The 21,174-nt window shown below is 49.6% G+C and carries 22 protein-coding genes; 11 read left to right on the forward strand and 11 right to left on the reverse strand.

The window, feature by feature from the left end:
• Positions 1-28: 28 nt before the first annotated feature.
• Positions 29-460 carry a hypothetical protein gene (locus NL64_RS09060; RefSeq protein ID WP_034147794.1) on the reverse strand — a complete coding sequence of 144 codons (432 nt, stop codon included), beginning with the start codon at positions 458-460 and terminating at the stop codon, positions 29-31.
• 307 nt (positions 461-767) lie between these two features.
• Between NL64_RS09060 and NL64_RS29455 the strand changes: the two genes are divergently transcribed.
• Positions 768-1,439 carry a DUF2971 domain-containing protein gene (locus NL64_RS29455; RefSeq protein WP_172668655.1) on the forward strand — a complete coding sequence of 224 codons (672 nt, stop codon included), beginning with the start codon at positions 768-770 and terminating at the stop codon, positions 1,437-1,439.
• A gap of 27 nt (positions 1,440-1,466) precedes the next feature.
• Here the strand turns inward: NL64_RS29455 and NL64_RS09065 are convergent, their stop codons facing one another.
• A complete protein-coding gene (locus tag NL64_RS09065) occupies positions 1,467-1,829 on the reverse strand; it encodes a hypothetical protein (protein ID WP_034147795.1) in 363 nt (120 codons plus the stop codon).
• 223 nt (positions 1,830-2,052) lie between these two features.
• Between NL64_RS09065 and NL64_RS29150 the strand changes: the two genes are divergently transcribed.
• Genes NL64_RS29150 through NL64_RS09095 form a run of 5 tightly spaced genes read left to right on the forward strand, consistent with a single transcriptional unit; the run spans position 2,053 to position 6,185 of the window.
• A complete protein-coding gene (locus NL64_RS29150) occupies positions 2,053-3,348 on the forward strand; it encodes a DNA circularization protein (protein ID WP_080757909.1) in 1,296 nt (431 codons plus the stop codon).
• A complete protein-coding gene (locus NL64_RS30475; RefSeq protein ID WP_052321225.1) occupies positions 3,341-4,348 on the forward strand; it encodes a phage baseplate assembly protein in 1,008 nt (335 codons plus the stop codon). Before NL64_RS29150 ends, NL64_RS30475 begins: the two co-directional genes overlap by 8 nt.
• Complete coding sequence (locus NL64_RS09085; protein WP_253277070.1) at positions 4,255-4,632, forward strand: baseplate J/gp47 family protein; 378 nt, start codon at positions 4,255-4,257, stop codon at positions 4,630-4,632. The genes NL64_RS30475 and NL64_RS09085 overlap by 94 nt, the downstream gene beginning before the upstream one ends.
• An 8-nt stretch (positions 4,633-4,640) precedes the next feature.
• Complete coding sequence (locus tag NL64_RS09090) at positions 4,641-5,231, forward strand: YmfQ family protein (protein ID WP_034147798.1); 591 nt, start codon at positions 4,641-4,643, stop codon at positions 5,229-5,231.
• Between the two features lie 3 nt (positions 5,232-5,234).
• The gene (locus tag NL64_RS09095; protein ID WP_216594567.1) at positions 5,235-6,185 is read left to right on the forward strand and encodes a hypothetical protein; all 951 of its coding nucleotides are present in this window, start codon (positions 5,235-5,237) and stop codon (positions 6,183-6,185) included.
• 261 nt (positions 6,186-6,446) lie between these two features.
• Here the strand turns inward: NL64_RS09095 and NL64_RS09100 are convergent, their stop codons facing one another.
• Both NL64_RS09100 and NL64_RS09110 read right to left on the reverse strand, forming a co-directional pair.
• The gene (locus tag NL64_RS09100) at positions 6,447-7,559 is read right to left on the reverse strand and encodes an acyltransferase family protein (protein WP_034147799.1); all 1,113 of its coding nucleotides are present in this window, start codon (positions 7,557-7,559) and stop codon (positions 6,447-6,449) included.
• Positions 7,560-7,890: 331 nt separating this feature from the next.
• Positions 7,891-9,336: a hypothetical protein gene (locus tag NL64_RS09110; protein WP_034147801.1), complete on the reverse strand. Its 1,446-nt coding sequence runs from the start codon at positions 9,334-9,336 to the stop codon at positions 7,891-7,893.
• A 346-nt stretch (positions 9,337-9,682) separates the two neighbouring features.
• Between NL64_RS09110 and NL64_RS09115 the strand changes: the two genes are divergently transcribed.
• Positions 9,683-10,108 carry a cell wall hydrolase gene (locus NL64_RS09115; RefSeq protein WP_034147802.1) on the forward strand — a complete coding sequence of 142 codons (426 nt, stop codon included), beginning with the start codon at positions 9,683-9,685 and terminating at the stop codon, positions 10,106-10,108.
• A 41-nt stretch (positions 10,109-10,149) separates the two neighbouring features.
• Positions 10,150-10,617: a lysis system i-spanin subunit Rz gene (locus tag NL64_RS09120; protein WP_052321227.1), complete on the forward strand. Its 468-nt coding sequence runs from the start codon at positions 10,150-10,152 to the stop codon at positions 10,615-10,617.
• Positions 10,618-10,795: 178 nt separating this feature from the next.
• Here NL64_RS09120 and NL64_RS09125 read toward each other — a convergent pair whose 3' ends face one another.
• Together NL64_RS09125 and NL64_RS30070 are read right to left on the reverse strand one after the other, a co-directional pair.
• Positions 10,796-12,673, reverse strand: coding sequence for an acyltransferase family protein (locus NL64_RS09125; protein WP_253277071.1), 1,878 nt, complete (start codon positions 12,671-12,673; stop codon positions 10,796-10,798).
• A 490-nt stretch (positions 12,674-13,163) separates the two neighbouring features.
• A complete protein-coding gene (locus NL64_RS30070; protein ID WP_155292740.1) occupies positions 13,164-13,310 on the reverse strand; it encodes a hypothetical protein in 147 nt (48 codons plus the stop codon).
• Positions 13,311-14,784: 1,474 nt separating this feature from the next.
• Here NL64_RS30070 and NL64_RS29460 point away from each other — a divergent pair.
• From NL64_RS29460 to NL64_RS09140, 3 genes are all read left to right on the forward strand, one after another.
• A complete protein-coding gene (locus NL64_RS29460; protein ID WP_080757913.1) occupies positions 14,785-15,828 on the forward strand; it encodes a YaaC family protein in 1,044 nt (347 codons plus the stop codon).
• Between the two features lie 12 nt (positions 15,829-15,840).
• Entirely contained in the window at positions 15,841-16,365 is a 525-nt protein-coding gene (locus NL64_RS09135; protein WP_034147804.1) for a hypothetical protein, read from the forward strand.
• A 107-nt stretch (positions 16,366-16,472) separates the two neighbouring features.
• On the forward strand, positions 16,473-17,144 hold the full coding sequence (locus NL64_RS09140; RefSeq protein WP_034147805.1) for a DUF2971 domain-containing protein: 672 nt from the start codon (positions 16,473-16,475) through the stop codon (positions 17,142-17,144).
• A 151-nt stretch (positions 17,145-17,295) separates the two neighbouring features.
• Here the strand turns inward: NL64_RS09140 and NL64_RS09145 are convergent, their stop codons facing one another.
• The 5 genes from NL64_RS09145 to NL64_RS30965 form a co-directional block, all read right to left on the reverse strand.
• Positions 17,296-18,132 (reverse strand): restriction endonuclease, encoded by an 837-nt coding sequence (locus NL64_RS09145; RefSeq protein WP_034147806.1) that lies wholly within the window; start codon positions 18,130-18,132, stop codon positions 17,296-17,298.
• A 446-nt stretch (positions 18,133-18,578) separates the two neighbouring features.
• Entirely contained in the window at positions 18,579-19,526 is a 948-nt protein-coding gene (locus NL64_RS09150; protein WP_034147828.1) for a DUF2971 domain-containing protein, read from the reverse strand.
• A gap of 183 nt (positions 19,527-19,709) precedes the next feature.
• Positions 19,710-19,919 carry a hypothetical protein gene (locus tag NL64_RS09155; RefSeq protein ID WP_034147807.1) on the reverse strand — a complete coding sequence of 70 codons (210 nt, stop codon included), beginning with the start codon at positions 19,917-19,919 and terminating at the stop codon, positions 19,710-19,712.
• Between the two features lie 298 nt (positions 19,920-20,217).
• Positions 20,218-20,856, reverse strand: coding sequence for a 3-oxo-tetronate 4-phosphate decarboxylase (gene otnC, locus NL64_RS09160; RefSeq protein ID WP_034147808.1), 639 nt, complete (start codon positions 20,854-20,856; stop codon positions 20,218-20,220).
• Positions 20,853-21,137, reverse strand: a complete 285-nt coding sequence (locus NL64_RS30965) for a hypothetical protein (protein WP_034147809.1) — start codon at positions 21,135-21,137, stop codon at positions 20,853-20,855. Before NL64_RS30965 ends, otnC begins: the two co-directional genes overlap by 4 nt.
• Positions 21,138-21,174 lie beyond the last annotated feature (37 nt).

Consider the following 21,174-nt stretch of genomic DNA (forward strand, 5'->3'; position numbering starts at 1 on the left):
GCTTGCCTGATCGACGTCTAGATTCGCTTCATGCTGTTTCTGCCTCAGTCTGACGGAACACAGAAAGCGAGCCAGCCTGGTCACGCACCGCGCGCATGCCTTCCTCGTCGTAACCCCAGATGTTGCTGTCGTTGAATCGTTCAGGACCGAGATACCCTGGATGCAGCTGCTTGCCGGTGCAGATGTAGTCGCGAAATTCTTTGACCAGGTCCTTCAGCGTGCCTCCGTGGCTGAAGCCGCGCCATCTCCCTCCCCATACCGTGTCATGGGTGAATATGCGCTTGCCGGTGTAGTCGTCGATGAACCAGACCTTGCCGCGGTTATCGACCTCCATACTGGCGTAGCGATTTACCGTCTGGCTGTAGAAGAAACGGCGACCATGGTCGGCGATGATCCGGATTGCCTGGTTGACCTGATCGGCGCGCTGACGCTTCAGAGCGAGTTTGTTTTCTTTGGGCATGGGGCGTCCTATGCCGGGTCATGCCCGGGCGGTGGAATTGAAAGGTGGGCTACATCTGGTGTAGTCCGCTAACCATGGGGCAAGTGCTATGCGTCCCGATGATTCCGGTATCAATCGAACCGGAGAGCTGCCGCATGAAACGACTGAATGAGTGGATGAACCTGATAGCTGCCGTGCTTCGCCTGATCAGTTTGATCATCCGTACTGGCTGGTTTTGATACTGCTGCAAACGCTTCCGTAAGTAATGGACAGGAAGCTATCTCCCCAGTTAGCGTGTCTTAAATTGAGGATATCAGTGAGCGGCTATATGGAAATACCCAATACCATTCGTTTGTACTATTTTTCTGGTGTCGAATTTGGTCTGGAAAACGTCAGGCGAAGTCGTCTAAAAATTTCGAGGCTGATGCAGTTAAATGATCCATTTGAAATGGGGAGTATCAATTTTTCAACTAGAGATCTGAGATATGGCTTTCAGAAACTTAAAGAATTTTATGCCGAGCACTTAGGCCTTATTTGTTTTAGTCGATCCTACAAAAGTCCAGTTCAATGGGCGCATTATGCCGATAAACATAAAGGCGTTTGCCTCGGTTTTGACGTGACAATCTCTCGTTGTTCGCCCGTCGATTATGTGCAGGAACGGCTTGATTTGCGTGTGTTAGCAGCCTCTGGTGAAGTGCCAATGAGCCAAGTTCTAATGACTCTGTGGAAAACTAAATTTTCTCATTGGTCATATGAGGATGAGGTAAGGCTAATGCTGCCACTAAATGAGTTTCCTGTAGACGGTGGCTATCATTTTCATCCTATGGGTGACTCTTTAAAGCTCAGGCAGGTGATAGTTGGTTGTGAGTCGTTTTTTACAAGGGCTCAAGTGCAAGATGCGTTAGGTGAACAAAGTTCTGACGTTGAAGTTTTCAAAGTCCGTCCAGCATTCAAGACATTTAAGATGGTCCGAAACCGAAATAAGAGTCTGTGGAATTAGCGGCTCAGCGCAATAGGCGAGGGCGGATCAGGCAGCCGCAGTTGACTCGGGCGAGTAGTCCATCCAAGAAAGCTTCGTTGGCGACTTCCGCCTTACATCGCGCTGAGGCAGCTTGATCTTCGCTCTGATGATCACATCACGACAGCGCCCGAGCTTGCGGATCCGCTCTGCGTATTCAGCGGCGTACTGCGGGGCGTCAAACATGCTGCTGAGCTGAGCGACCCGCTTGCCATCCATGATCTTGATAACGCGATCTTCGACAGCCTGGAGCCACTGGCTCATCGACAGTTCGATCCGTTGACCTTTCTCAATCTTAAAGTCGCGAACCTTGCGCTTCGCCTCTTCGCGGGCGAAGTGTTCATTCATTCCGAATACGGCAAATGTGCTCATGGCATTACTCCAACTTTTCGAGGGCTTGCTGTAGGAGTTCGTTCACGGAAAACTCGCGCTCGTCATTGCTCATTGCTCGCCTGATTAGCTTGCAGGCTGCGTCAGCGTCATCCCTGAGGTCGTGCAGGCAGCCTTCTGCGTCATCCGCGCATTCTGCTGCGAACTCAAGGTCTCGAATGGTCTCCAGAAGATCGTCGCGCTCTGCACTAGGATCTAGCCCACCATCAGCTACCGCGCCGCGACTTTTCGCGGCGTGGCTTTTTTTGTGGAAAGTGCGGACAGCAGCCACGGTCGGCGTCAAGCCGTGCACGAAACTGCGCGGCGCGACACTCCCTACACCGAAGACCTGGGTCGAAAGTCCCGCGAGTTTTCGGTTATCGGTTATCTGCTCGGCAAGGACTACCACCTAAACCGAGACGAATTGATCAAGGCCTGCGAGGTCGCGGGACCCGGTGCATTGGTTCACCCGTATCGCGGTGAAATGAATGTTGTTTGTCGTGGACTCAACGTCAGCGAGACCGCTGCGGAAGGTGGGAAGTGCACAATTGCACTGACGTTCCTGGAAGCAGGGGAGGCGGCATACCCATCGGCAAACGTTGATAGCGTCAATGCGATCAGCGCCAAGGGCAACATCGTCACCGCTGCGGCAGAAAAAAGCTTTGTGTCTGACTTCCTGACCACAGGGTTTCCCGCCTACGTCGCAGAGTCTGCTGCTTCTGGGCTGGCCGCCCTCGGTGAGTACATGGCGGCGCCGGGTTTTAACTTCTCCGGTGACTTGAAAGCGGCGTCTGACTTTTACCTACAAGCGCGGGGGCTTGTATCTGACGCCTCCGGACTGGTCCAAAAACCATTGAGTATGGCTAGCCGGGTCACAGGTTTGATCGGCTCAATCCGCACAGCTTTTGGAACCAACGCTTTCAGCATGCTGACCAGTTTGTTTGATCGTTCGCCGACGACCTACTCAGGCAGCACGACGACTCCAAGTCGCCAGCAGCAGGCCACCAACGCAACGGCGATGAATGCACTGGTGCGCCAGGTGGCTGTAGCCGAGGCCGCCAAGGCTGCGGTCGTCACGCAAACTCCGCAGGTTACGGCGATGGGCGCCACGCAGGCTGCGGCAGGTACCACGCGGGCAGCGACAGTAGCAACTCAGACGGCGCCTGGTGTTACACAAACAATCCCCGTTCCAACCGTTTATGACAGCTACCAGGCAGCGATCAAGGTTCGTGAGGATTTGGTCGACAGATTGGACGCAGAAAGCGAAGCCACGCCTAACGATGAAATGTACGTCGCATTGTCCGACTTGCGTACCAGCGTGGTTCAGGCCGTGCCCAACCCTGAGCAAAACCTTGCCCGGATTGTTCAGTACGTGCCGCGAGAAACGCTTCCTTCCTTGCTGGTGGCTTACCAGATCTACGGTGACGCCGGCCGTGCCGATGACATCGCTACTCGCAATACACCGCGACATCCGGGGTTTTTAACGGGCGGACAACAGCTCGAGGTACTTGCAGATGGATGACTTGGAACTGCTCGTCAATGGGATGAAGTACGCCGGCTGGACATCGCTTGCCGTGACCCGGGCGATTGATGCGGCAACCACGGCCTTCACGGCAACGCTCACCGAGAAATGGGAGGCTGGCAACAGATCGACCGCACAGGTAGAGCCTTGGCCCATCCTGCCGGGCGATGCATGCGAAGTTCGCTTGGCCGGCTTTCCGATGGTGATTGGCTATGTCGATATTTTCAAACCGTCCTACAGCGCGAACGACCACACAATCAACGTGCAGGGCCGAGACAAGGTTGCCGATCTGGTGGATTGCAGTGCCGTGCACGCGCCGGATGAATGGAAAAACATCGACCTGCTCAAGTTTGCGCAGATCCTCGCGACCCCATTTGGTGTGACGGTTAAGGCGGATATAGCCATAGGTGAGCCGTTCCAGATCTGCAAGCTTCAACATGGCGAAACTGCGTTCAAGGCGATCGAGCGCTACGCCCGGCAGCGCAAGGCACTGTTAATGCCCGACGGCGCTGGCGGGTTGTTGATCACCCGCGCAGGCGTTCGGCGCGCAACCACTGCGCTGGTGCAGGGTGAAAACATCCTCAATGCCAGTGGCACGATCGATCATAGTCAGCGGTTCAGCAGCTACCAGGTGAAAGGCCAGACGAGTTACAGCCCAGACAGCACCGGAGAAACTGAGGCGCACATTCAAGGCGGCGTTACCGACAGCGGCATTAAGCGCTATAGACCGATGCTGCAGGTCGCCGAGATCGGCGGCACATCCGCGAGCCTGCTCGATCGCGCTACGTGGGAGGCCAATAGCCGCATCGGCAAGTCTGCGGCTGCCAGCGTTTCGGTTTATGGCTGGCGCCAAAGCCCAGGCGGCGCGCTGTGGGAGCCCGGTTTGCTGGTGTACATACGGTCACTGTGTTGTTTGTTTGTGACGAGGATGACGACATTATCCCGTCTCCCGCGAAGGTGGCCGAGGTCCAGGCGTACATCAACGCTCGCGCACCGGTAACAGCAGAAGTCTTCGTCGCGGCGCCAATCGCCGACCCGCTGGCCATGACAATCAAGCTCACGCCGAACACCACTACCGTTCAGAACGCCGTCCGTGCCGAACTGGCCGACTTGATTGATCGCGACTCTGCACCTGGTGGGACGATTTTGATCAGTCGTCTGCGTGAGGCTGTGTCTCTGGCTGCTGGCGAGAACAACAACCAGATCGTCACGCCGACAGTCGATGTCACGCACGCCACTGGGCACATGGCGATTCTGGGCACCCTTACCTTCTCCAGCTTTTAGGAGGCGTAATGCCGACAGCTGCTGAATATAGGGAGCAGCTCAAAGCGCTGCTTCCCCCTGGCCAAGCCTTCCCGCGCGATCCTGGCACCACGCTTCATGATCTTCTCGATGGGATGTCGATTGAACTTGCGCGTCTCGACGGGCGAGCCAGCGTTTTACCGCAAGAAGCGATTCCATCTAGTTCTCTTGAGCTACTTCCGGATTGGGAGCGGGTAGCGGGGCTCCCTGACAAATGCTCAGGTGTTCTGGAAGAGACTTTGCAAGGCCGCCGCAACGCACTGCTGGCAAAGCTGACCAGTACCGGAGGCCAGTCCATCGACTACTTCATTGAGCTGGCCGCATCACTTGGCTACACGGTGACGATCGAAGTGTTTCGCCCGTTTCGGGCGGGCATGTCACGAGCCGGGGACGCCCTGACCAATGGCCCATGGGCGCACACCTGGCTCATCAGGGCGCCGGAAGTAAGCGTGATTCAGTTTCGAGCCGGCCTTTCTGCCGCCGGTGAGCGCTTGCGCACATGGGGTAACGACACCCTCGAATGCAAAATAAATCAATTGAAGCCCGCGCACACGATCGCGCTCTTCGCCTATGGAGATTGACGCATGCACAGAATTGATGGGCCTGGCGCCACGGTTGATAATAAGTTCACTGAAGGCGACCCGGTTGGTGGCGTTCCGGCAACGGTGGTTACCGACGACTTTCTGAACGATGTGCAGGAAGAGCTCATGACGTTGCTTTCTGCCGGGGGCGTCACTCCAGTCAAAGGCACCCAGGATCAAGTCCTGCAGTCGATTCGAAAAATCAGTTCAGGTGTAGTTGGCCAGGTGCGAAACCTCAAATGCTTCGTTTCTGCGGCGTCTGCAACTGCGACATTCACGGCAGATGAAGTGATTGTCGAAACTGCGCTTGGTGGGCTGCGTTACTGTCTTCCGAGCTTCAACAAAACCATCAACCTTGGCACAACGGGCGCGGGAGGCATGGACACTGGCACCGCCCCGATAAGTGGTTTCGTCGCGATCTACGCCATCCTGAACCCGGTTACCGGTGTTTCTGCGCTGCTTGCCGTAAACGCGACTGCGGTCGTTGCTCCAGAGGTTTATGGTGGCGGTAATATGCCGGCTGGCTACACGGCATCCGCACTGCTGGCTGTAGTTCCAACCAACGCAAGCTCGCAATTTATTGCATGCTTCATTGAAGATCGGGAATGCATGTTTCCCCAGATTCTGGTTGCAAATACTGCTGTGCAGATTCCGTCCTTTACCGCCCTGTCGATAGCGTCGGCGACTCCAAGGAATGCAAAGTCGGTTTCAGGGTTCGCTACAGTCGCTGGAACAAACACTACTAACGCCCAATTAGTTTTGTCATCCGCGTTGGTCGGTATTGGCCAGTTGCAAGTTGGTGGCAATAGCACGTACGGTGGTATACAGAATGTAAGCGCATCCCCTTTCAATAGTCTGAAAATAATCCTCAGTCAAACTATTTACTGGTTTTCTACCGCCGGCTCTGGGACTTACGGTGGTGCTACCGTTTACATTTCTGGCTATAGATTCTGAGGTGTTATGATGATTATACAGTTAAATGAAGAGAATGAAGTCGTTATGTATTTCGCCTCTCCCCAAGATCCTGATGTTTATTCAAATCTTGAAGAGGTTGAATCAAGTGATCCGAGATACCGTGATTACTATAATCGAGTTGGTGGCTCGACGATCGGAATGCCGATTCCAGAATAAAAAATGCTGGTGGCCAAGCAAACAGTGATGCTTGACCACCTCTCTATTCTGAACTGTGCCACTGGCATTCGGCAACACTGAAGGCTATAGGGTTGTAGCAAGATCTCTGCGATCGGTCCTGTTTTTGTAGGCCTTTCTTATGGCACGTTGAATTGGGGCTTCGAATAGCTTGTGGCTACCAAAACTGAGTATGAGCAACACGCCAACGAACGAAATGAACATTATCGGACTGTAATAGATGGAGCGCGCGAATCCAAGTCGGTCGGTGATTCCTGCGAACACTATCTGAAGTGGAAAGTGAATCAGGTACGATGAATAGCTGATATCGCCAATAAACGAGAGCGGTTTCAGAAGGTTAGGGGAAGCCATGTTTGCGCATGCCAGTGCGCAAACCGACATTGGAAATGCTAATCCCATAAGGACATACATATTCAGAGTGGCGCTTTGGTTGATGTATGACCAAGCTAAAATTGAAAAAATAGTTGTAATAGCTAACAGAGTCTTTGAAGTTAAAAAACTCCGCGCTGCATTCAGTAAGAAGAATGCCATCCCGCCGCAGAAGAAGGTGAAGATGCCGCTGCCAAGTTTATAATTAACTGGGTAAGTGTAATATCCAATTATTATCAAGATCGGAACGATTAGGTATTTTGCTCTGCCCAATAAGCAAGTGGCGAAAAACAGGGCATACAATAGTATCTCAACTGACACTGACCAAATCGGGGCGTTGAATGACCAATCCTTTTCGAGTCCCCATGCCGGGATCAAGAAAATATTCAAAATTCCGTGATAAAAGTCATTGGTTTGGTATACAAAAAAATCCCAATGGAATCGAGTGTAGATATATTGGAGGATCACGACGCTCGCTAATGTGGCAATGTGCAGTGGGTAGAGTCGGCTGAATCGGTCAACGAAAAACGTTGCTGCACTAATTCGTTTCTCGGAAATAACTTTTGAAAACAACCAGAAGAATACGAAGCCAGAAATACTGAAAAAAAGCTCTACCGCCAAAGAACCGCGAGTATAGAATGTTGAAAATAGATTAAAAAAAGGCTGGCTCTCGATATTGAAATTGCTTGTTGCCCCGCCAACGTAGAAAAAGTGCTGCCAATGCCAAAAAACGACTGAAAGAGCGGCTAGCCCTCGTACTATGTCAAGTGTAAACAGTCGTTCCGGTATGGCTGGTTTGATTTTTATCATAAGATTCCTCGAGGCAGATAGGTTTTTGGTGGTTTATCCAATAGCCGCTAAATGCGGCTGTCGGAGATACAGATGCCAATAACTGCACGTTGCTGCAGATCCTCCCGAACGCCGGCGCCTAAGCTCGCGTTTTTGCGACGTTTAGTCAACATGGCATACAACGGTACAAGATCGTCGGTAGTAGGCGCGTCGCGGCGTTGATTGTTCAAATCGGTCACGGATTTGGCCAACTAAGCTTGGCACGCTGGAGTCCGGAGTTCCATACGGTCCACACTCCAGGTTCTCTTTGAGTCGCTGGCTCCTGTTCTGGTCCGAGACGTCGGCCAAATTGTTACCACCTGCCTTGATAGAGGTCGGAGAAAGAATATTGCAAGCTGACCAAGGTGGTGGTCGAAATAGAGAAGAACAGTGTTGCTGAGATCGCTAGCGTTAGACTAATTAAAAACCAGTGTCTATGAAGCAAGTTTTTTATTGAATCGGGATCGCTCGTGAACGCGATGGAGCAATAGATGGCAAGGTGGATGGCAAGGAAGAAACGAGTTTCAATTGCTCCGGGGATAATCATGATGGCCGGCAGCAAAACCAGAAAACCCCAAAAAACGCTCTTGATTTTTTGTTCGACTTTGGCCTGTTTTGTAAGAATTGTCATTGTTATGATAAACAAGCCTGAGAAGACAATCAGGAAGTTAAATATGGCCAATGCATTTCTCTTTGCCGGTTCCCCAACTGTATAAACTTCACCGTCGCGTAGATCCAGCCCGTTGACGATGTGTCGACCATAGATGCCAGCAAAGTCCACCGGATTTTCCAACGCCAACTCGAAGTAAGTGCGAAGTCCGAACGGCTCGCTACCAATTTTGTTGTCGGAAAACAATCGCTCTCCGGCTTTGTCCATATAGTATTTTGTTGGAGGTGATGTTGAGTCGATCGATGTTTCGTACCTTTGTAAAGTAATTCCCCATAGCAACTGGCCGGCAAAGAGTGAGCGGTTGTATGGAGATGTGGTAATCACCATGGGTGATAGTGAATCATGATTTTTATAGTTAATTACCACCTGAGGTATGCTGGCAATCCCAGCGCCTAGGAGAAAGAATAAGATTGTAAAAGACCTGGTGCCCGCGGAGTGCTTGTGATAGATAGCAAGCGCTAGAGCCAAAACCAGTAGTCCTGCGGGAAATAGATAGATGGTGCGAGTGTTATAGGCACCATAAGCAAGTAGGCCCGATAATATTAGCAAGGAGTATCGCTTTAATTTTGTGCTCGTGCGAATAGATGAAAGTGCGCAGGCCGATGCGCTTATCATCATTGCCAAAGAAGGTAAATCGCTCAACGTATAGATTATGATGCCAGGGAACAATATAGCTACGAGCAGCGGTGTGATTAGTCGACGCAGGAAGGAGGCACGACCTCCGAATACTTGCAAATAAAATTCTGGTACAGCAATAGCGAAAAAATAGCCATACACCAGTGATGAAATAATTCTATAAGGATAATGTCCAAGTACTCCTAACGCTTCTGAAAAAATCCTAATTGGAGCTAGAAGCGTAGGATAGAAGTAACCTCTCATGCTGTTTTTTGGGAAATCAAATAGTATCTCCGTTGAGCTAAGCCGCCAATAGTCAGCCGCATCCCAAGGGAATGCCGTTACTCCCTTAATTGAATGCAGAAGCATGAATATAAAAATTGCCGCCAAAAAAGCTGCCATTTTTTGGTGTTTAACCAGTAATCGTGCGTGATCATTTTGCGTTATTGATTGGCTATATTGCAGTTGGCTCATGTGGCACTCTGATTTATTTGTTTTATTTGGTCTGAATCAAGGCTTCCTTAGTTCGCGCCTAACTTCAATTTGATGTTATTCGAAGGCCACCACGACCAAGACGGTGGAGGCTCGTAGCAGCCAGGTTGGTTCGCTGGTGTCGCATCACAGCGAACTGTATAGCCTTTTTTGCCGATTTCTCGACCGCCTTCGCCAGTGCCACGCTCACTGTACGAGGAGCAGCCACCAAGCAAAGCAGTAATCAAAAGAATCGTTGTGTATTTCATAGATGCCTCCATGCGTGGAGCGCATAGCTTACCTATTGAGTCCCGCCTAATGCGGGCTTTTTTTCGCCTGGAGAAAAGCGATGACCGTTTCTGAAAAAGACCGCGACATTCTCGCCCGCACGCTGTGGGGCGAGGCTCGCGGCGAATCATTGGCTGGACAGATAGCTGCGGCTTGGACCATTCGCAACCGGGTGAACGACGGCAAGACCAAGTCGTGGTGGGGGGAGGGGTATGCCGGCGTGTGCCAGAAGCCGTACCAGTTCAGTTGCTGGAACAAGACCGATCCAAATTATCAGTTTTTGATCGGCGTGAAGCAGATCCCACTCCGCGAGCTGGCTCAGGCGCGTATTGCTGCTGACCAGGTAGTTGATGGAAAGGTGCCCGATCCCACCGGTGGGGCGACGCACTACTACGCGCTGTCCATGAAGAAGCCACCAAATTGGGCGGCTAATGCAAAGCAGACCCTGAAGCTCGGCGGGCACGTCTTCTTCAAGGAGGTGCCTTGAGCCCGCTGGCGTGGAAGGTTGCCGGTGCACTGGCGCTGGTGATGCTCGGGGCCATGAGCGCCTGGACTATTCAGGGCTGGCGATACGGTGCCCAACTTGCCGAGCAGTCGCGGTTGCACACCGACACCCTAAACCAGCTGGCCATTGTCGGCGCCGCTGCGCAGAAGGCCGAGCAGGACAAACACCTGGTGCTCGAGCAGCGCCTGGCGGCCAGTGACAAATCCCACCATGAGACTTTGACCAATGCCCAAAAAGACCAGTCTCGCCTTCGCGATCGCCTTGCCACTTCTGATTTGCGGCTGTCAGTCGTCCTCGCCCAAGGTTCAGCCAGTGGCTGTCCAGTGCCTGCCGCCACCGGCGCCGGCGGCGTGGATCATGGAACCGTTCGTGCCGAACTTGACCAAGCGCATGCTCAACGAATTGTCGCCATCATCAACGAAGGCGACCAGGGATTGATTGCCTTGGCGGCGTGCCAGGCTTACGTAAAAGCAATATCAACTTCGAGGTAAAGAAATTTTGATAGAGTTACCCAGGAGCCACAGCTTTTAATTTGTGCGACCCTTAACTTAAAAGTATTTGTTTTTCGCAGTTGGGTAATGATTAAGGTCGAGTTATCAGGCTGCCTGTTCGTATCATTTGAGCTGCCTGGCGATAATCGCCAAGGCAGCTCAAATTGATCAGCAGATTTTAGTTAATGATTTGAGGCAAAATTTCTTTTGCAAAATGCTTCGATCCTGCTGGAGTGAAGTGGTGAATGTCGTAGTAGTAGGGCGTTTCATCAGCGCTTGCCATAGGGCATTTATCATTTGGACATATGATCTTGAAAATATCTACGAATTTAGCGGTCGTGGCTGCTACGACTGCGGCAACCGCGCTTGTGCTGTTTGTGATCGTCGGGAGTTCTAGTTCATCGGATGACGTCATGTCATTTTCTCCAGCTTCGATCTTTTTAATTACTAGCAGGGGGACACTTTGTTTGTATATTGGTGATGTGCCGAGGACGACTGTTTTAATTCCTAAATCAGACAGCTTGTCGATTGTTTTCTTGAGTTTTTCTATAACGTCTGGGGCTGGCGGCCAAATAGCGCTCATGACGACAATCGAAGGGTGAACTTGTTTGATTATCTCAAAATCATGGTCGTTGGATGCTCGGCAGTTTGGTCGCAAATATGCATCGATATCTAATATCGGTGGGCAGCCCGAAGATGTTAGTGCGCCTACGAAATAACCTTGTTCTTCAAGTAATGGTTTTAATCCAGGGTATAGATGAATGGCATGACTATCGCCCCATAGCATGACGCTTTTTTGACCGGTTTTTGGAATGCATCCAATGCGAAGTGCATCGGTTGAAATTTGTTCAGGTCGGAGAAAGCACGTACCATCAAGAAAGTCTTTCGCATAGTTGTATTGAAGCATGGTGACGGCATTTGCAGTTCTATCGGAAGGTGGTTGAGGGAAGCCATCCTTTACCGTTACGTAGCCTGAAATTAACACAACACAGACCAGCGATGCGGCCGATATTCCCAGCAACCGAAGCGGGCGCCAGCTTTGTTTTGCCTTGCGAAATGGCTGTTCGATAAGAATGTAATTCAACGCTGCCAATACTAGACATAATGCAAAAACGCATGCTGCACGTATTTTTGGGTCGGTTGTTGGGAAAAGACGATCTGCAAAAACGATTATTGGCCAGTGTACTAAGTATAAAGAATAAGAGATTTTCCCTATAAATCTCAATGGTTGAAATGAAAGCGCACGACCAACGATATTTTCTTGTCGGCAGCCAACTATCAGCAAAGCAGCGCCAAGGCATGGAAGTAAAGCCGCAATGCCAGGGAATTTAGTGGTTTCTTCATAGAGGAAGAAACTCGCCCCAATCGCAGCTATCCCAATTGATGCCGATGCCAAGCTTACTTTTGAGCTTCGAATAATGGGGCAACTAGGAAGTGCAATCAAGGTCCCGATTAAGAGTTCAAATGCCCTCGAAGGGAGTAGGTAGAAAGAACTTGGTGGATCTACATGTAAGAGGCTCTGCGAAATTATTAGTGAAGCAAGTAGGCTGCCCGCGATAATCACGTTTAGCCAAAATCTCCCCAATTTCATGGCGGCCAGTGCAACTAATGGGAAGAAGATGTAAAACTGTTCCTCTACTCCTAGCGACCATAGGTGTAGCAACGGAATTTCGTTAGCGCTGGGGGAGAAATAATCGAGACTACTATAAAAGAATATGTTGGCGGCAAACAAGGCAGACGCAATTGTAGACTTTGCATAATGAACAAGTTCGATGGGGTATAAAAATATGTACGCTGCAACTGAGGTTAGTGCAACTACCGATAGGAGTCCAGGTAAAATTCGCCTGGCTCGTCTTACGTAAAAATTGGCAATTGAAAATTCTGACTTGCCTATCTCGTCAAATATGGTTTTCGAGATTAGGTATCCAGAGATTACAAAAAATATATCGACTCCGGTATACCCGCCCGGGAGGAAACCTAGTTTCAAGTGGAATAGTACTACTCCGAGCACGGCGAGTGCTCTAAGTCCATCAATGTCAGAGCGGTAGCGCAACATCAAAAAGCCCCTTTGTGCTCGGCAAATTGCTGAGGGTAAGTTGGTAAAACTAATTATTGAACTTATAGCAAAACGACTATTTTTTCTGACAGACTGTCGACGGTGAGTGGGTGGTACTCGCCGAGCAACATGTTTGCGGAAGGTAAGAGACAAACGGCCCTATATGATGAAATTTTTTGGTTTTGTGCATTTCCATCGCGGTAACTCCTTGGATTTGATGGTCTAGTGTAATCAATTGGCCGGTTCAGTGGCAGCGGTTCCGATGGTGAATCGACTCGGTCAGACGAACAGCTAGAGCTAGGTAGTGGTTTTTTCCGTGCGATTAGACCATCCAAGATTCCGCGCAAGGGTTCAGCTTCACGTCCGTGGGCCCTCGCCGAAATGTCCAGATCGTAAAGTTGCTTGCGGAGTTTGGCCGATTCTCCGGATCGCTCCCGCAAATTTGTCATGGCTTCATCTCGCTGGTGGATCGCTTCGGTATGCATTTCCACTAGTTTAAAATCTTCTCCCGAGCCTGGCGCAGCTGCAGGGTCAGTTCCTCGACATCATTTTCATAAATTATCAACTGATGTCGGCAGGTTTCGAGTGTCGGGCAGTCAAACCAATCGCTGGCGTCTTCAATTTCGTAGGGATCCATGGTCGCGTCTTTTGGGTACTGTTTGGATATACAGTAATCGAAGCGCGCTCATTGGGCGAGGGCGACGAGCAGTTGGATTTGGGTCTTTGTGTTCGGTCGGCAGGACGCCATAGGTGGGATTTTCTACGGGGAATTCTTCCCCAAAACGCAACCGTTTGGACCAATGTTTATTGGGTTCTAAAGAGTCGCAAAAGGTACTGATTTTTGTGGCTGATTTGTAGCTCAAGGCCATGATTATAAAGGCCTTTGGCGATTCCTATACGGCATCGCAGGCTTTGACACCGCAATTGACCTGCTGGGATGGTGTGAAAGGCGGCGTGTCGTGCGCAAAACCTCCTCTGGAGGCCGCGAGTTTCCGTTTGCATAAGCACAAAAAAGCTGGTGTTTTGCCACCCGTAGAAGTGGTTGTATTCTTTTAAAAACAATAGGTTAGGCTGCTATAGTCCCCAACATGGGGTGCTAGGGGTCGAGTGTTCGAATCACTCCGTCCCGACCATATTTTTCAATGACTTAGCCCAGATCGGACACGACTGGGCTTTTTCATTTGTAGGTTTCGGCTGTTCCGGTTGCCAATTGGTTGCCAATTAAGATTGGTTTCGCGGTTTGAGTATTTATGGCGAATGAGCGAAAGGGGGTAAAACCCAAAACGGCCGGTAATGATCTGGCTCGCATCGGCGCCGTGCCTTTGATTGCACGTCCGCTTGAGTGGGGGGTGAAGTGGATCTGCGAGCTTGATGGCTGAGGACGATCTGCACCATGCCACAGGCCGGGACTTGAACTTGGTCGTGTGGAGCGGATGCGACAGTGGGTGCGATCTGTAGGACTTGAACTGCGACCAAGGGATTATGAGTCGCCGACTGATGCACCGAGGCTAACAAAGTCTAGGCTAGGTAGGGTAAGGATACAATAGCCTTAAGCAGTTGATTATGCGTAGGTTTGGCTAGTTTCGGGTAGGTGGATAAAGCTGGGCACTGTACCGCTGCTGTACCTCTTGTCGAGTGGTTTGCCTCCAGGCGAATAACGACAAATGCCCTTTAGCACTTTGTCGATACCCATGAGGTCTCAGATCCAACCCAAGGAAATGCAGGCTACTGCCCGACTATGAATCCCACCGCGCTGGACTACCTTACCCAGCAACTGGCATCGTTCATTCTGCGGATAACTCAACGCAACGATCGATGCATCGTTTGCTGAGCCTTTGAGTAGGTGAATCGTTCAGGGTTATTTAGACATCCGACTGACTGTTTCTGGCCGATTTTTGCCCGTCGCGAAGGGCAGAAATCGGCCAAAAGCTGACATTAGCCTCTCGCAATTTCGCGGAGCCCCCTCGATGCGCGCATTATTCACAGTCGTTAGACGTGTCTTCACAATGCGAGTCCAACTATAGTGCCAACTGGCGATCACTCAATTTCCGCCCGCAGTCGCAACGGAAATCCTCAAATCCTAAGGATTGCCTTTTACAAGGATTGGTTTTATGCCTTTGCTTTACATAAATGGGAGAGTCGCTGGACCGCACAAAGCAACCACTAACCCTAATCTTGGCTCTCGAACCGTTTTGACTGATAGCCACTGGGAGTATGTATCCCTTTGGTTAAGACGCGAACATAAATCGAATGCTCTGTTGTATTGGCAACAAGCTCATGCATTCGCACAAGCAGCTGAAGGTATGCCAGTATCGTCGGCCCCGCTACTTCTGTACTATTCATTTATGAATGCTACAAAGGCACTTCTATCTGCAAAGTCAATACCTTTCGATGAGCACCACGGCATTCGATCGCACAATATGCGGGGAGCGTCGAGTAAAATTGCGCTATCTAATGAGGGGGTGAGAATTCTGCAGCGTGGAATTGCACCAGCACTATCGCAGTATTTAAATGAAACAGAAAGTAGTACCACACATAGTATGGAGGCACTGCTATTCAATTTGCCCTGTATTCATAGAACCTTTTGCTTGACTTATAAAAATCAAAAAGATTTATTTGTTCCGCTTACTGATTGTCGCTTACAATTTGATCCAGTAACATGCACTGCATATTTCTGCGGTAAAATATCTAAAGATTTCGCCGGTCCTGAATCTCTCCGAAGATTACCACCGTCACTTGTAACTGACTTAGAGTATAACGACGGCAGATCAATCAGATCGACCGCCACCGCCATATTGACACGTCCCGAAGCGATAACCGCGGTAGAGCGTGCGTCCGTAGCATCCCTGTTGAAAGACCTTCGTCCAGATCTGAACTATATTTTTGGTGCTCAGACGCTCTGGTATGCTAAAGCGATCGTTCCAGGTCCCGCTCGTTTAAAAAGATCTCCTTTAACTTGCACTCTTCTTGCTATGCATCGGTTAAGCGAAATCTGCCGCTATAGACCGGTAGAGCTTGCCTCTTTTTTGAACGGACAAAAAAACTGGCTTCTCACGGAGTTTATCCGGATGTCCCCTAGACAGTTTTTGGATGAGATTTCTGCCGAATTAACCGGCCAGCAATTTATGCTGCCAAATGTTCGCCCATCAACTTAGAGTAGGCGTTAAATGAAAATTTACCTTGCATGCGGTCTAACCCATGTCCCCCGTAACGAATTCGAATCTTATGTAGAACTCTTACATAAAATGGCTGAGCATATGGCTATCAACTTTAAAGCAGACGTAAAATATGCTTTGAAAGATAGCGATCCTCAGCTTGCGCATAAACCTTTTGAGGATCGTGCGCGATTATGCTATTTGTGGGATAAAGAAATGGTGGAGTGGGCGGACGTCATTATTGCTGAAGCTAGCTATCCCTCTACAGGACTTGGTATCGAGTTGCAGTTGGCATGTTCGCAAGAAACACCGATTATTCTTTTTTTTAAACTCGAAGAAAAACATCGAGCCCCTCCTATTGATTACAAAACGCCTGACAAAAAAGAGCATTCGCTTCAACTTGGCGAGGGTTATGTTTCATTAATGGCTCTTGGACTTCCTAGCTTATTCAGAATCCATCCGTATGTTGATGTTGAGCATGCGCTTGCAGGTTTGAACTCTGCATTAGAGATCTTGAATAGGCCCGCAGAATTATGAAAACGCTTGAATTTACATTTAAAGGGCGATCTAAGATCATGATCGAGAAAACGATTGAAGATTGGATATTTAGACGCTAGCTCATATTTATCACAAGGTAGTAGCACATGCTGTATAAATACCTTCCACCCGAACGAGTAGACATAATTGAAAGTTGTAGAATTAGATTTACTCAGCTGCTTTCACTGAATGACCCTTTCGAGCATTGCCTCTTGATAGGTAGGCACGAATATACTTTAAGCGAGAAAGAAAGTAGCGACATAACTAAGTTTGTATCGCTGTCCAGAAACAACTCAAATTTGCTGATGTGGTCTCATTATGCTGACTCACATAAGGGGTTTTGTATTGGTTTCACAAAAAACGATAACTATTTTAAGAAGGCTCTAAGTGTCAGATATCGGCGCTTTCGCAGTAGTTTTAATGGTGTTGATATAAATATCACCAAATCTGTAAATATCACCAAGCAAATTGCTTTGGAGAAAGCAATAGATTGGGCATATGAGGAAGAGGAGCGACTATTTATTGATGACGTAAAACTAGACGCGTTAAAGTGCGGTACAGATATGTGGGGGCGTGACATTTTGCTTAATTCATTCCCACGCCAAAGCATCTCTGCCATTTATTTGGGCTTGAGGGCTAGTCCTGAGTTAGAGATCGCTATTACGCAAGCGGTTATGAAGCATGAGCTCGACATACAAATATTCAAAGCTAGGCGCAGTACTAGCGAATTCGGAATTTCTTTTGAGGATGTGTCCGGCAGATATTTAAATGGTAAGTAAGTTGGTGTCGTCGCCAGACACTAAATTAATGACAGTGAGTATCGCTACCCGTAATAATAAAAAACCTCTACTATTGTATAATGGGGCATATCCCGGCGCGAGCACCTAAATTAGATCTCTGCGCTCGGTCGACGTGCCGATGGCCGGTGAGTCAGCGATGATAAATGCCATCCTCCAAGGGCGGCCCGTCAAAAGTGACACCGCTGATGGAATCCCGTGGTTCAAAGATTGATCCTCCAAATATCGCGTCAAAATCAGCTTCCACATCCCGTAGATACTCCAAGATGATCTCCAATAGACCTCGGAATGTGTGGCAGTGCCATTCGATGTGTGGAGTTATAACTGCGAGAACTCTGGCTTTAAACTCATCCAGATCTGTCGGTACGTCCAGCAGCGTGCCTGTTCGTAATACTGGCGCCATGGCCATGTAATTGAACATGGATAAAGCCATTAGAGACGCACTACTTTCATTTCTCAAGCGATCAAACTTTTCTTGGTCTTGAGGGCTAAGATTCTCGTAAGCACGGTCCCGCAAACTGTTGCAGGGCTCGATGTACTGAAGCGGGTTGTCCGCAGCATCACCGACAAGGGGGCAGAAATACCTTTTCCACCAGGCTTCAAAATATCGCTGCTGAAACTCCAGATACGTCATTCCAATAATGTTTGTGTTATCCGTGTACCGCTTGGCACCCTGCTGAAGCCCATGCTTCGAAATGATGAATCCGATATTGGCACCGGTCTCGTGCATAACCGTTGTGAACGAATGAACTACTGATTGGGGAATGGCGCTGCCCCAATTTTTGCATTCCACGATGTATCTGATCCTGTCCACGCTCCGGACGTCGACCGCCGTGACATCCACATTCACCGAGCCACGGGGCGTTTCGAGATCAACCTCTACGTCAGCAGATAAGCCGACATTACGGAAAATTCGCTGCACACCATTTTGAAGGTCTCGCCAGTCGTTTGGGAACGGATCGTCGATCACACCTGCGTCTCCTGTGTACGTTTGTAATAAGGTAAACCAATAGGACGCGCGGACGTCGTCTACCGATGTTTAATTATAGGACCGCATTACCCTTTTGAAACGTACATGTTGCCTTTTTGCCATTGTTGAAGCGGGCGACCCACTGGCCTCCGTGGTTCTTTTTCCTGCCTTTCCTGAATGACTCCAAAAGGCCCAGAGTGTGTAAAAACGCTTCGTCAAAATTGAAGTACAAGCGTCTACGTTAAATCTGAAATTTATCGGCACGTCAGCAGATGTGGATTTCGCTGAGACGCGCGATTTTTAGTCCGGTTTTGAGTGCCCGTCGCGTTCGAAAATGTTTTTACACAGCCTCGGCCGATAGTAGCCCTCTACCACCGGCAGCTTCCACCCAATAGTCAATCCTGACTACACCCAGGAACAACTAGTGTGCTGATAGCGCTTAGACCTTATTTTCTACCGATATCTCGGAAGTTTGCTATGTACTGTTCGAGTATTCCCGCATGCGCTAACATTCGAAATGAGTTTCTGTGAGCTGCATTTTCCTCATGACTTTCATTGATGCTGCACCATGAGCAAATTTTTGAATCAGTGTTGGTTTTTGGCTCCTTACACGAGTTGCACCGCTCATTGTGTAGAACTATTTCCTTACCATCAAAAATGTGGGTGTGGCATTTGCTATCTAGGAAAAACGGGGTTGTTGAGCTCTTGCCAATATGCTTCTCATAATAATTACATCCTATAGATACTGAAATGTCTTTTATTTTATTTTTCAGGTCTTGTGATGCTTTTGAACCTACCACCAAGGATGTTATGAGGCTCGACGGAAAATACAGCAGCATAAAATTTTCGTTTATTCTTTCGATGCTTTCTTCATCAACAATTAAACGTCTTTCCTGTTCGTAACTCCAGCATGTTTGCTTAGTATAGTAAGCGGTGCTACCTATTGCTTGTTGGAGCCATCCAATATGTCTAGGCTTAGATAGTGCGTATGCACGATCCAGCATGCCCTGCATGCCGTCGCGAGGTGTTTCTCGATAGTCAATGTCACCGAAGCTAGGGTCGGAGCCTTTTGACTTGAGCCACTCATCGAATGCGGCTTCATTTATTTCGGCAAGAAAGCCTTGAGAATTTGATGCGTAATGCGCCCACATGGGAGTTATTAATGGAGACTTAGAAAAGCAGGTAACTGGCTGTTGAGTCACCATGGAAATCATTTCGTTGTAATATGCGAGAATTTCCGGACCTTGATTGTAGTCAATGGTTAAAAAGAATTCGAACGGATCATTGTAATCTTTTAAATAAGAAAATTTTAGACTGCAGTTTCCATTGGGTAGTAAAAGCTTGTCAGCGATTTCAGGCCCCATGTATTTGTATAGATTCTTGTTGTCTTCCATGATTGATTTGACCTCGGCCAACCAGACTTATGATTTATTCATGACGCCAGAATGCCACCCCTCCACGTCTGAAGGGAAGATAAATCCAATGCACGAATTTCACTAGATTTGTGGATATGCCCAAGTGACTGCTTTTGGCCGTTTGCTGTCTGTCCAGAATGTTTGAACACGCAGCGACAGCAGTCATTCCGGGGTCATCATCAGTGCTAGTGTCATCTTGATGAACTCTTCGTTTCGGTCTATCGCAGCGAGAGCGCCACGAACATTTTCCGCAATTTCAGAGGCCCCGCGTTTCTCTACCCAGTTTGTAAGCTCCATGATGGCGGCTTCTAAGGCAAGCTGGTTTTCGTTGATCTTGAACAGCAGGGAAGGCAGCAGGTCTGAGTTTGGCATTGTGTTTCCTCCGTGAAGAGGAAAGGGTAGCAGGAGGTTGTATCAACAGGTTGAATCCGCGCCCGATCACCTCAGTTCGGCGCGGGAGCGGCCCGACACAATATTTGAGATGCCCATTGCTCCGCTGTTTGGAAAAGGCCGAAGCGACATCGCGACCATAATGAGTGCGTGTGAAACGCATTAGAGCGGGTTCGCCTCGACAGCCACTTCAGGGATGAGCTGATTTGGCCGTGTGAGTAGCGAGGCGAACAACTAGGCATTCGCTCAATAGAACACCTTGCCTTAGTCCTCAGCAGGGTTACCACTTAACCGAGAAGACCTGTCGCAGATCTTCAATAGCTTCTTCGGCCAATGGCGCAGGTTTAGGATTGCTCATCATCCAGAGCTTGGCCGTTTCTTCAAGTTCCTCCAGCGCAAAGCTCGCTTTCGAGACAGAGCTTTCCCAAACAACAGGACCCAAGCGCTCCAGCATGACGCCCCGAACGTTGTTGGCCAATTGCGCCACTTGCGCTGCCACGACGGGAGAGCCGGGACGCTGATAAGCGATTAATGGGATATGGCCAACCTTCATGATTTGGTAAGGGGTCAAAGGTGGAAGGATGTCATCTTTAGCCCAAACGCCTGCCAGCGTCAGGGCGACGAGTGAGGTCGAATGGGTGTGAACGACACCGTTGACTTCAGGGTTGCGGTCATACACCTGGCGATGCAATTCCAAGGTCTTCGACGGTTTATTGCCCGACACCCATGTGCCGTCCTTGCTGACCTTTGCGATTTCCTGGGGCTGCAATCTTCCAAGGCATGCGTCGGTGGGGGTGATCAGCCAACCATCTTCCAGGCGTGCGCTAATGTTGCCTGCGCTTCCCACGGTATAACCGCGCTCATAGAGGCTTTTTCCGACGATGCAAATTTCTTCGCGTAGTTGTTCTTCGGTACTCAACTTGCGCTCTCCTGGAGAAGTGATGCGAGGCCAGTGCTTAGGCCAGAAATTGAAGGGGTGGGTTCGGCAGATTCTGATCGCAGTTTCAGGATCGGCGATTTGTGAGCAAAAGAGCCGCTCAAGTGCTGCTTCATCAAATGCGCGGCTTCCAGGTTGTTGCCCTGTTCCACCAGTTCGATCATCCGAATGTGCTCGGCACATTGTTTATAGAGGCGCTTGCGGTCGATCATCGAGCGGTACTCGATGAGCCGCCGCATGTTGTTCATCTGGACCAGAATCATGTGATAAAGCGGGTTTGGCCTGCCAGGACACGAGAGA

It is taken from the genome of Pseudomonas fluorescens (assembly GCF_000802965.1).
Classification (GTDB): Bacteria; Pseudomonadota; Gammaproteobacteria; order Pseudomonadales; family Pseudomonadaceae; genus Aquipseudomonas; species Aquipseudomonas fluorescens_A.

Coding starts and splice junctions, on each gene's coding strand:
- NL64_RS09060 (WP_034147794.1), bottom strand. CDS start 460: ATGCCCAAAGAAAACAAACTCGCTCTGAAGCGTCAGCGCGCCGATCAG.
- NL64_RS29455 (WP_172668655.1), top strand. CDS start 768: ATGGAAATACCCAATACCATTCGTTTGTACTATTTTTCTGGTGTCGAA.
- NL64_RS09065 (WP_034147795.1), bottom strand. CDS start 1,829: ATGAGCACATTTGCCGTATTCGGAATGAATGAACACTTCGCCCGCGAA.
- NL64_RS30475 (WP_052321225.1), top strand. CDS start 3,341: ATGGATGACTTGGAACTGCTCGTCAATGGGATGAAGTACGCCGGCTGG.
- NL64_RS09090 (WP_034147798.1), top strand. CDS start 4,641: ATGCCGACAGCTGCTGAATATAGGGAGCAGCTCAAAGCGCTGCTTCCC.
- NL64_RS09095 (WP_216594567.1), top strand. CDS start 5,235: ATGCACAGAATTGATGGGCCTGGCGCCACGGTTGATAATAAGTTCACT.
- NL64_RS09100 (WP_034147799.1), bottom strand. CDS start 7,559: ATGATAAAAATCAAACCAGCCATACCGGAACGACTGTTTACACTTGAC.
- NL64_RS09110 (WP_034147801.1), bottom strand. CDS start 9,336: ATGAGCCAACTGCAATATAGCCAATCAATAACGCAAAATGATCACGCA.
- NL64_RS09115 (WP_034147802.1), top strand. CDS start 9,683: ATGACCGTTTCTGAAAAAGACCGCGACATTCTCGCCCGCACGCTGTGG.
- NL64_RS09120 (WP_052321227.1), top strand. CDS start 10,150: ATGCTCGGGGCCATGAGCGCCTGGACTATTCAGGGCTGGCGATACGGT.
- NL64_RS09125 (WP_253277071.1), bottom strand. CDS start 12,673: ATGTTGCGCTACCGCTCTGACATTGATGGACTTAGAGCACTCGCCGTG.
- NL64_RS30070 (WP_155292740.1), bottom strand. CDS start 13,310: ATGGATCCCTACGAAATTGAAGACGCCAGCGATTGGTTTGACTGCCCG.
- NL64_RS29460 (WP_080757913.1), top strand. CDS start 14,785: ATGCCTTTGCTTTACATAAATGGGAGAGTCGCTGGACCGCACAAAGCA.
- NL64_RS09135 (WP_034147804.1), top strand. CDS start 15,841: ATGAAAATTTACCTTGCATGCGGTCTAACCCATGTCCCCCGTAACGAA.
- NL64_RS09140 (WP_034147805.1), top strand. CDS start 16,473: ATGCTGTATAAATACCTTCCACCCGAACGAGTAGACATAATTGAAAGT.
- NL64_RS09150 (WP_034147828.1), bottom strand. CDS start 19,526: ATGGAAGACAACAAGAATCTATACAAATACATGGGGCCTGAAATCGCT.
- NL64_RS09155 (WP_034147807.1), bottom strand. CDS start 19,919: ATGCCAAACTCAGACCTGCTGCCTTCCCTGCTGTTCAAGATCAACGAA.
- NL64_RS30965 (WP_034147809.1), bottom strand. CDS start 21,137: ATGATTCTGGTCCAGATGAACAACATGCGGCGGCTCATCGAGTACCGC.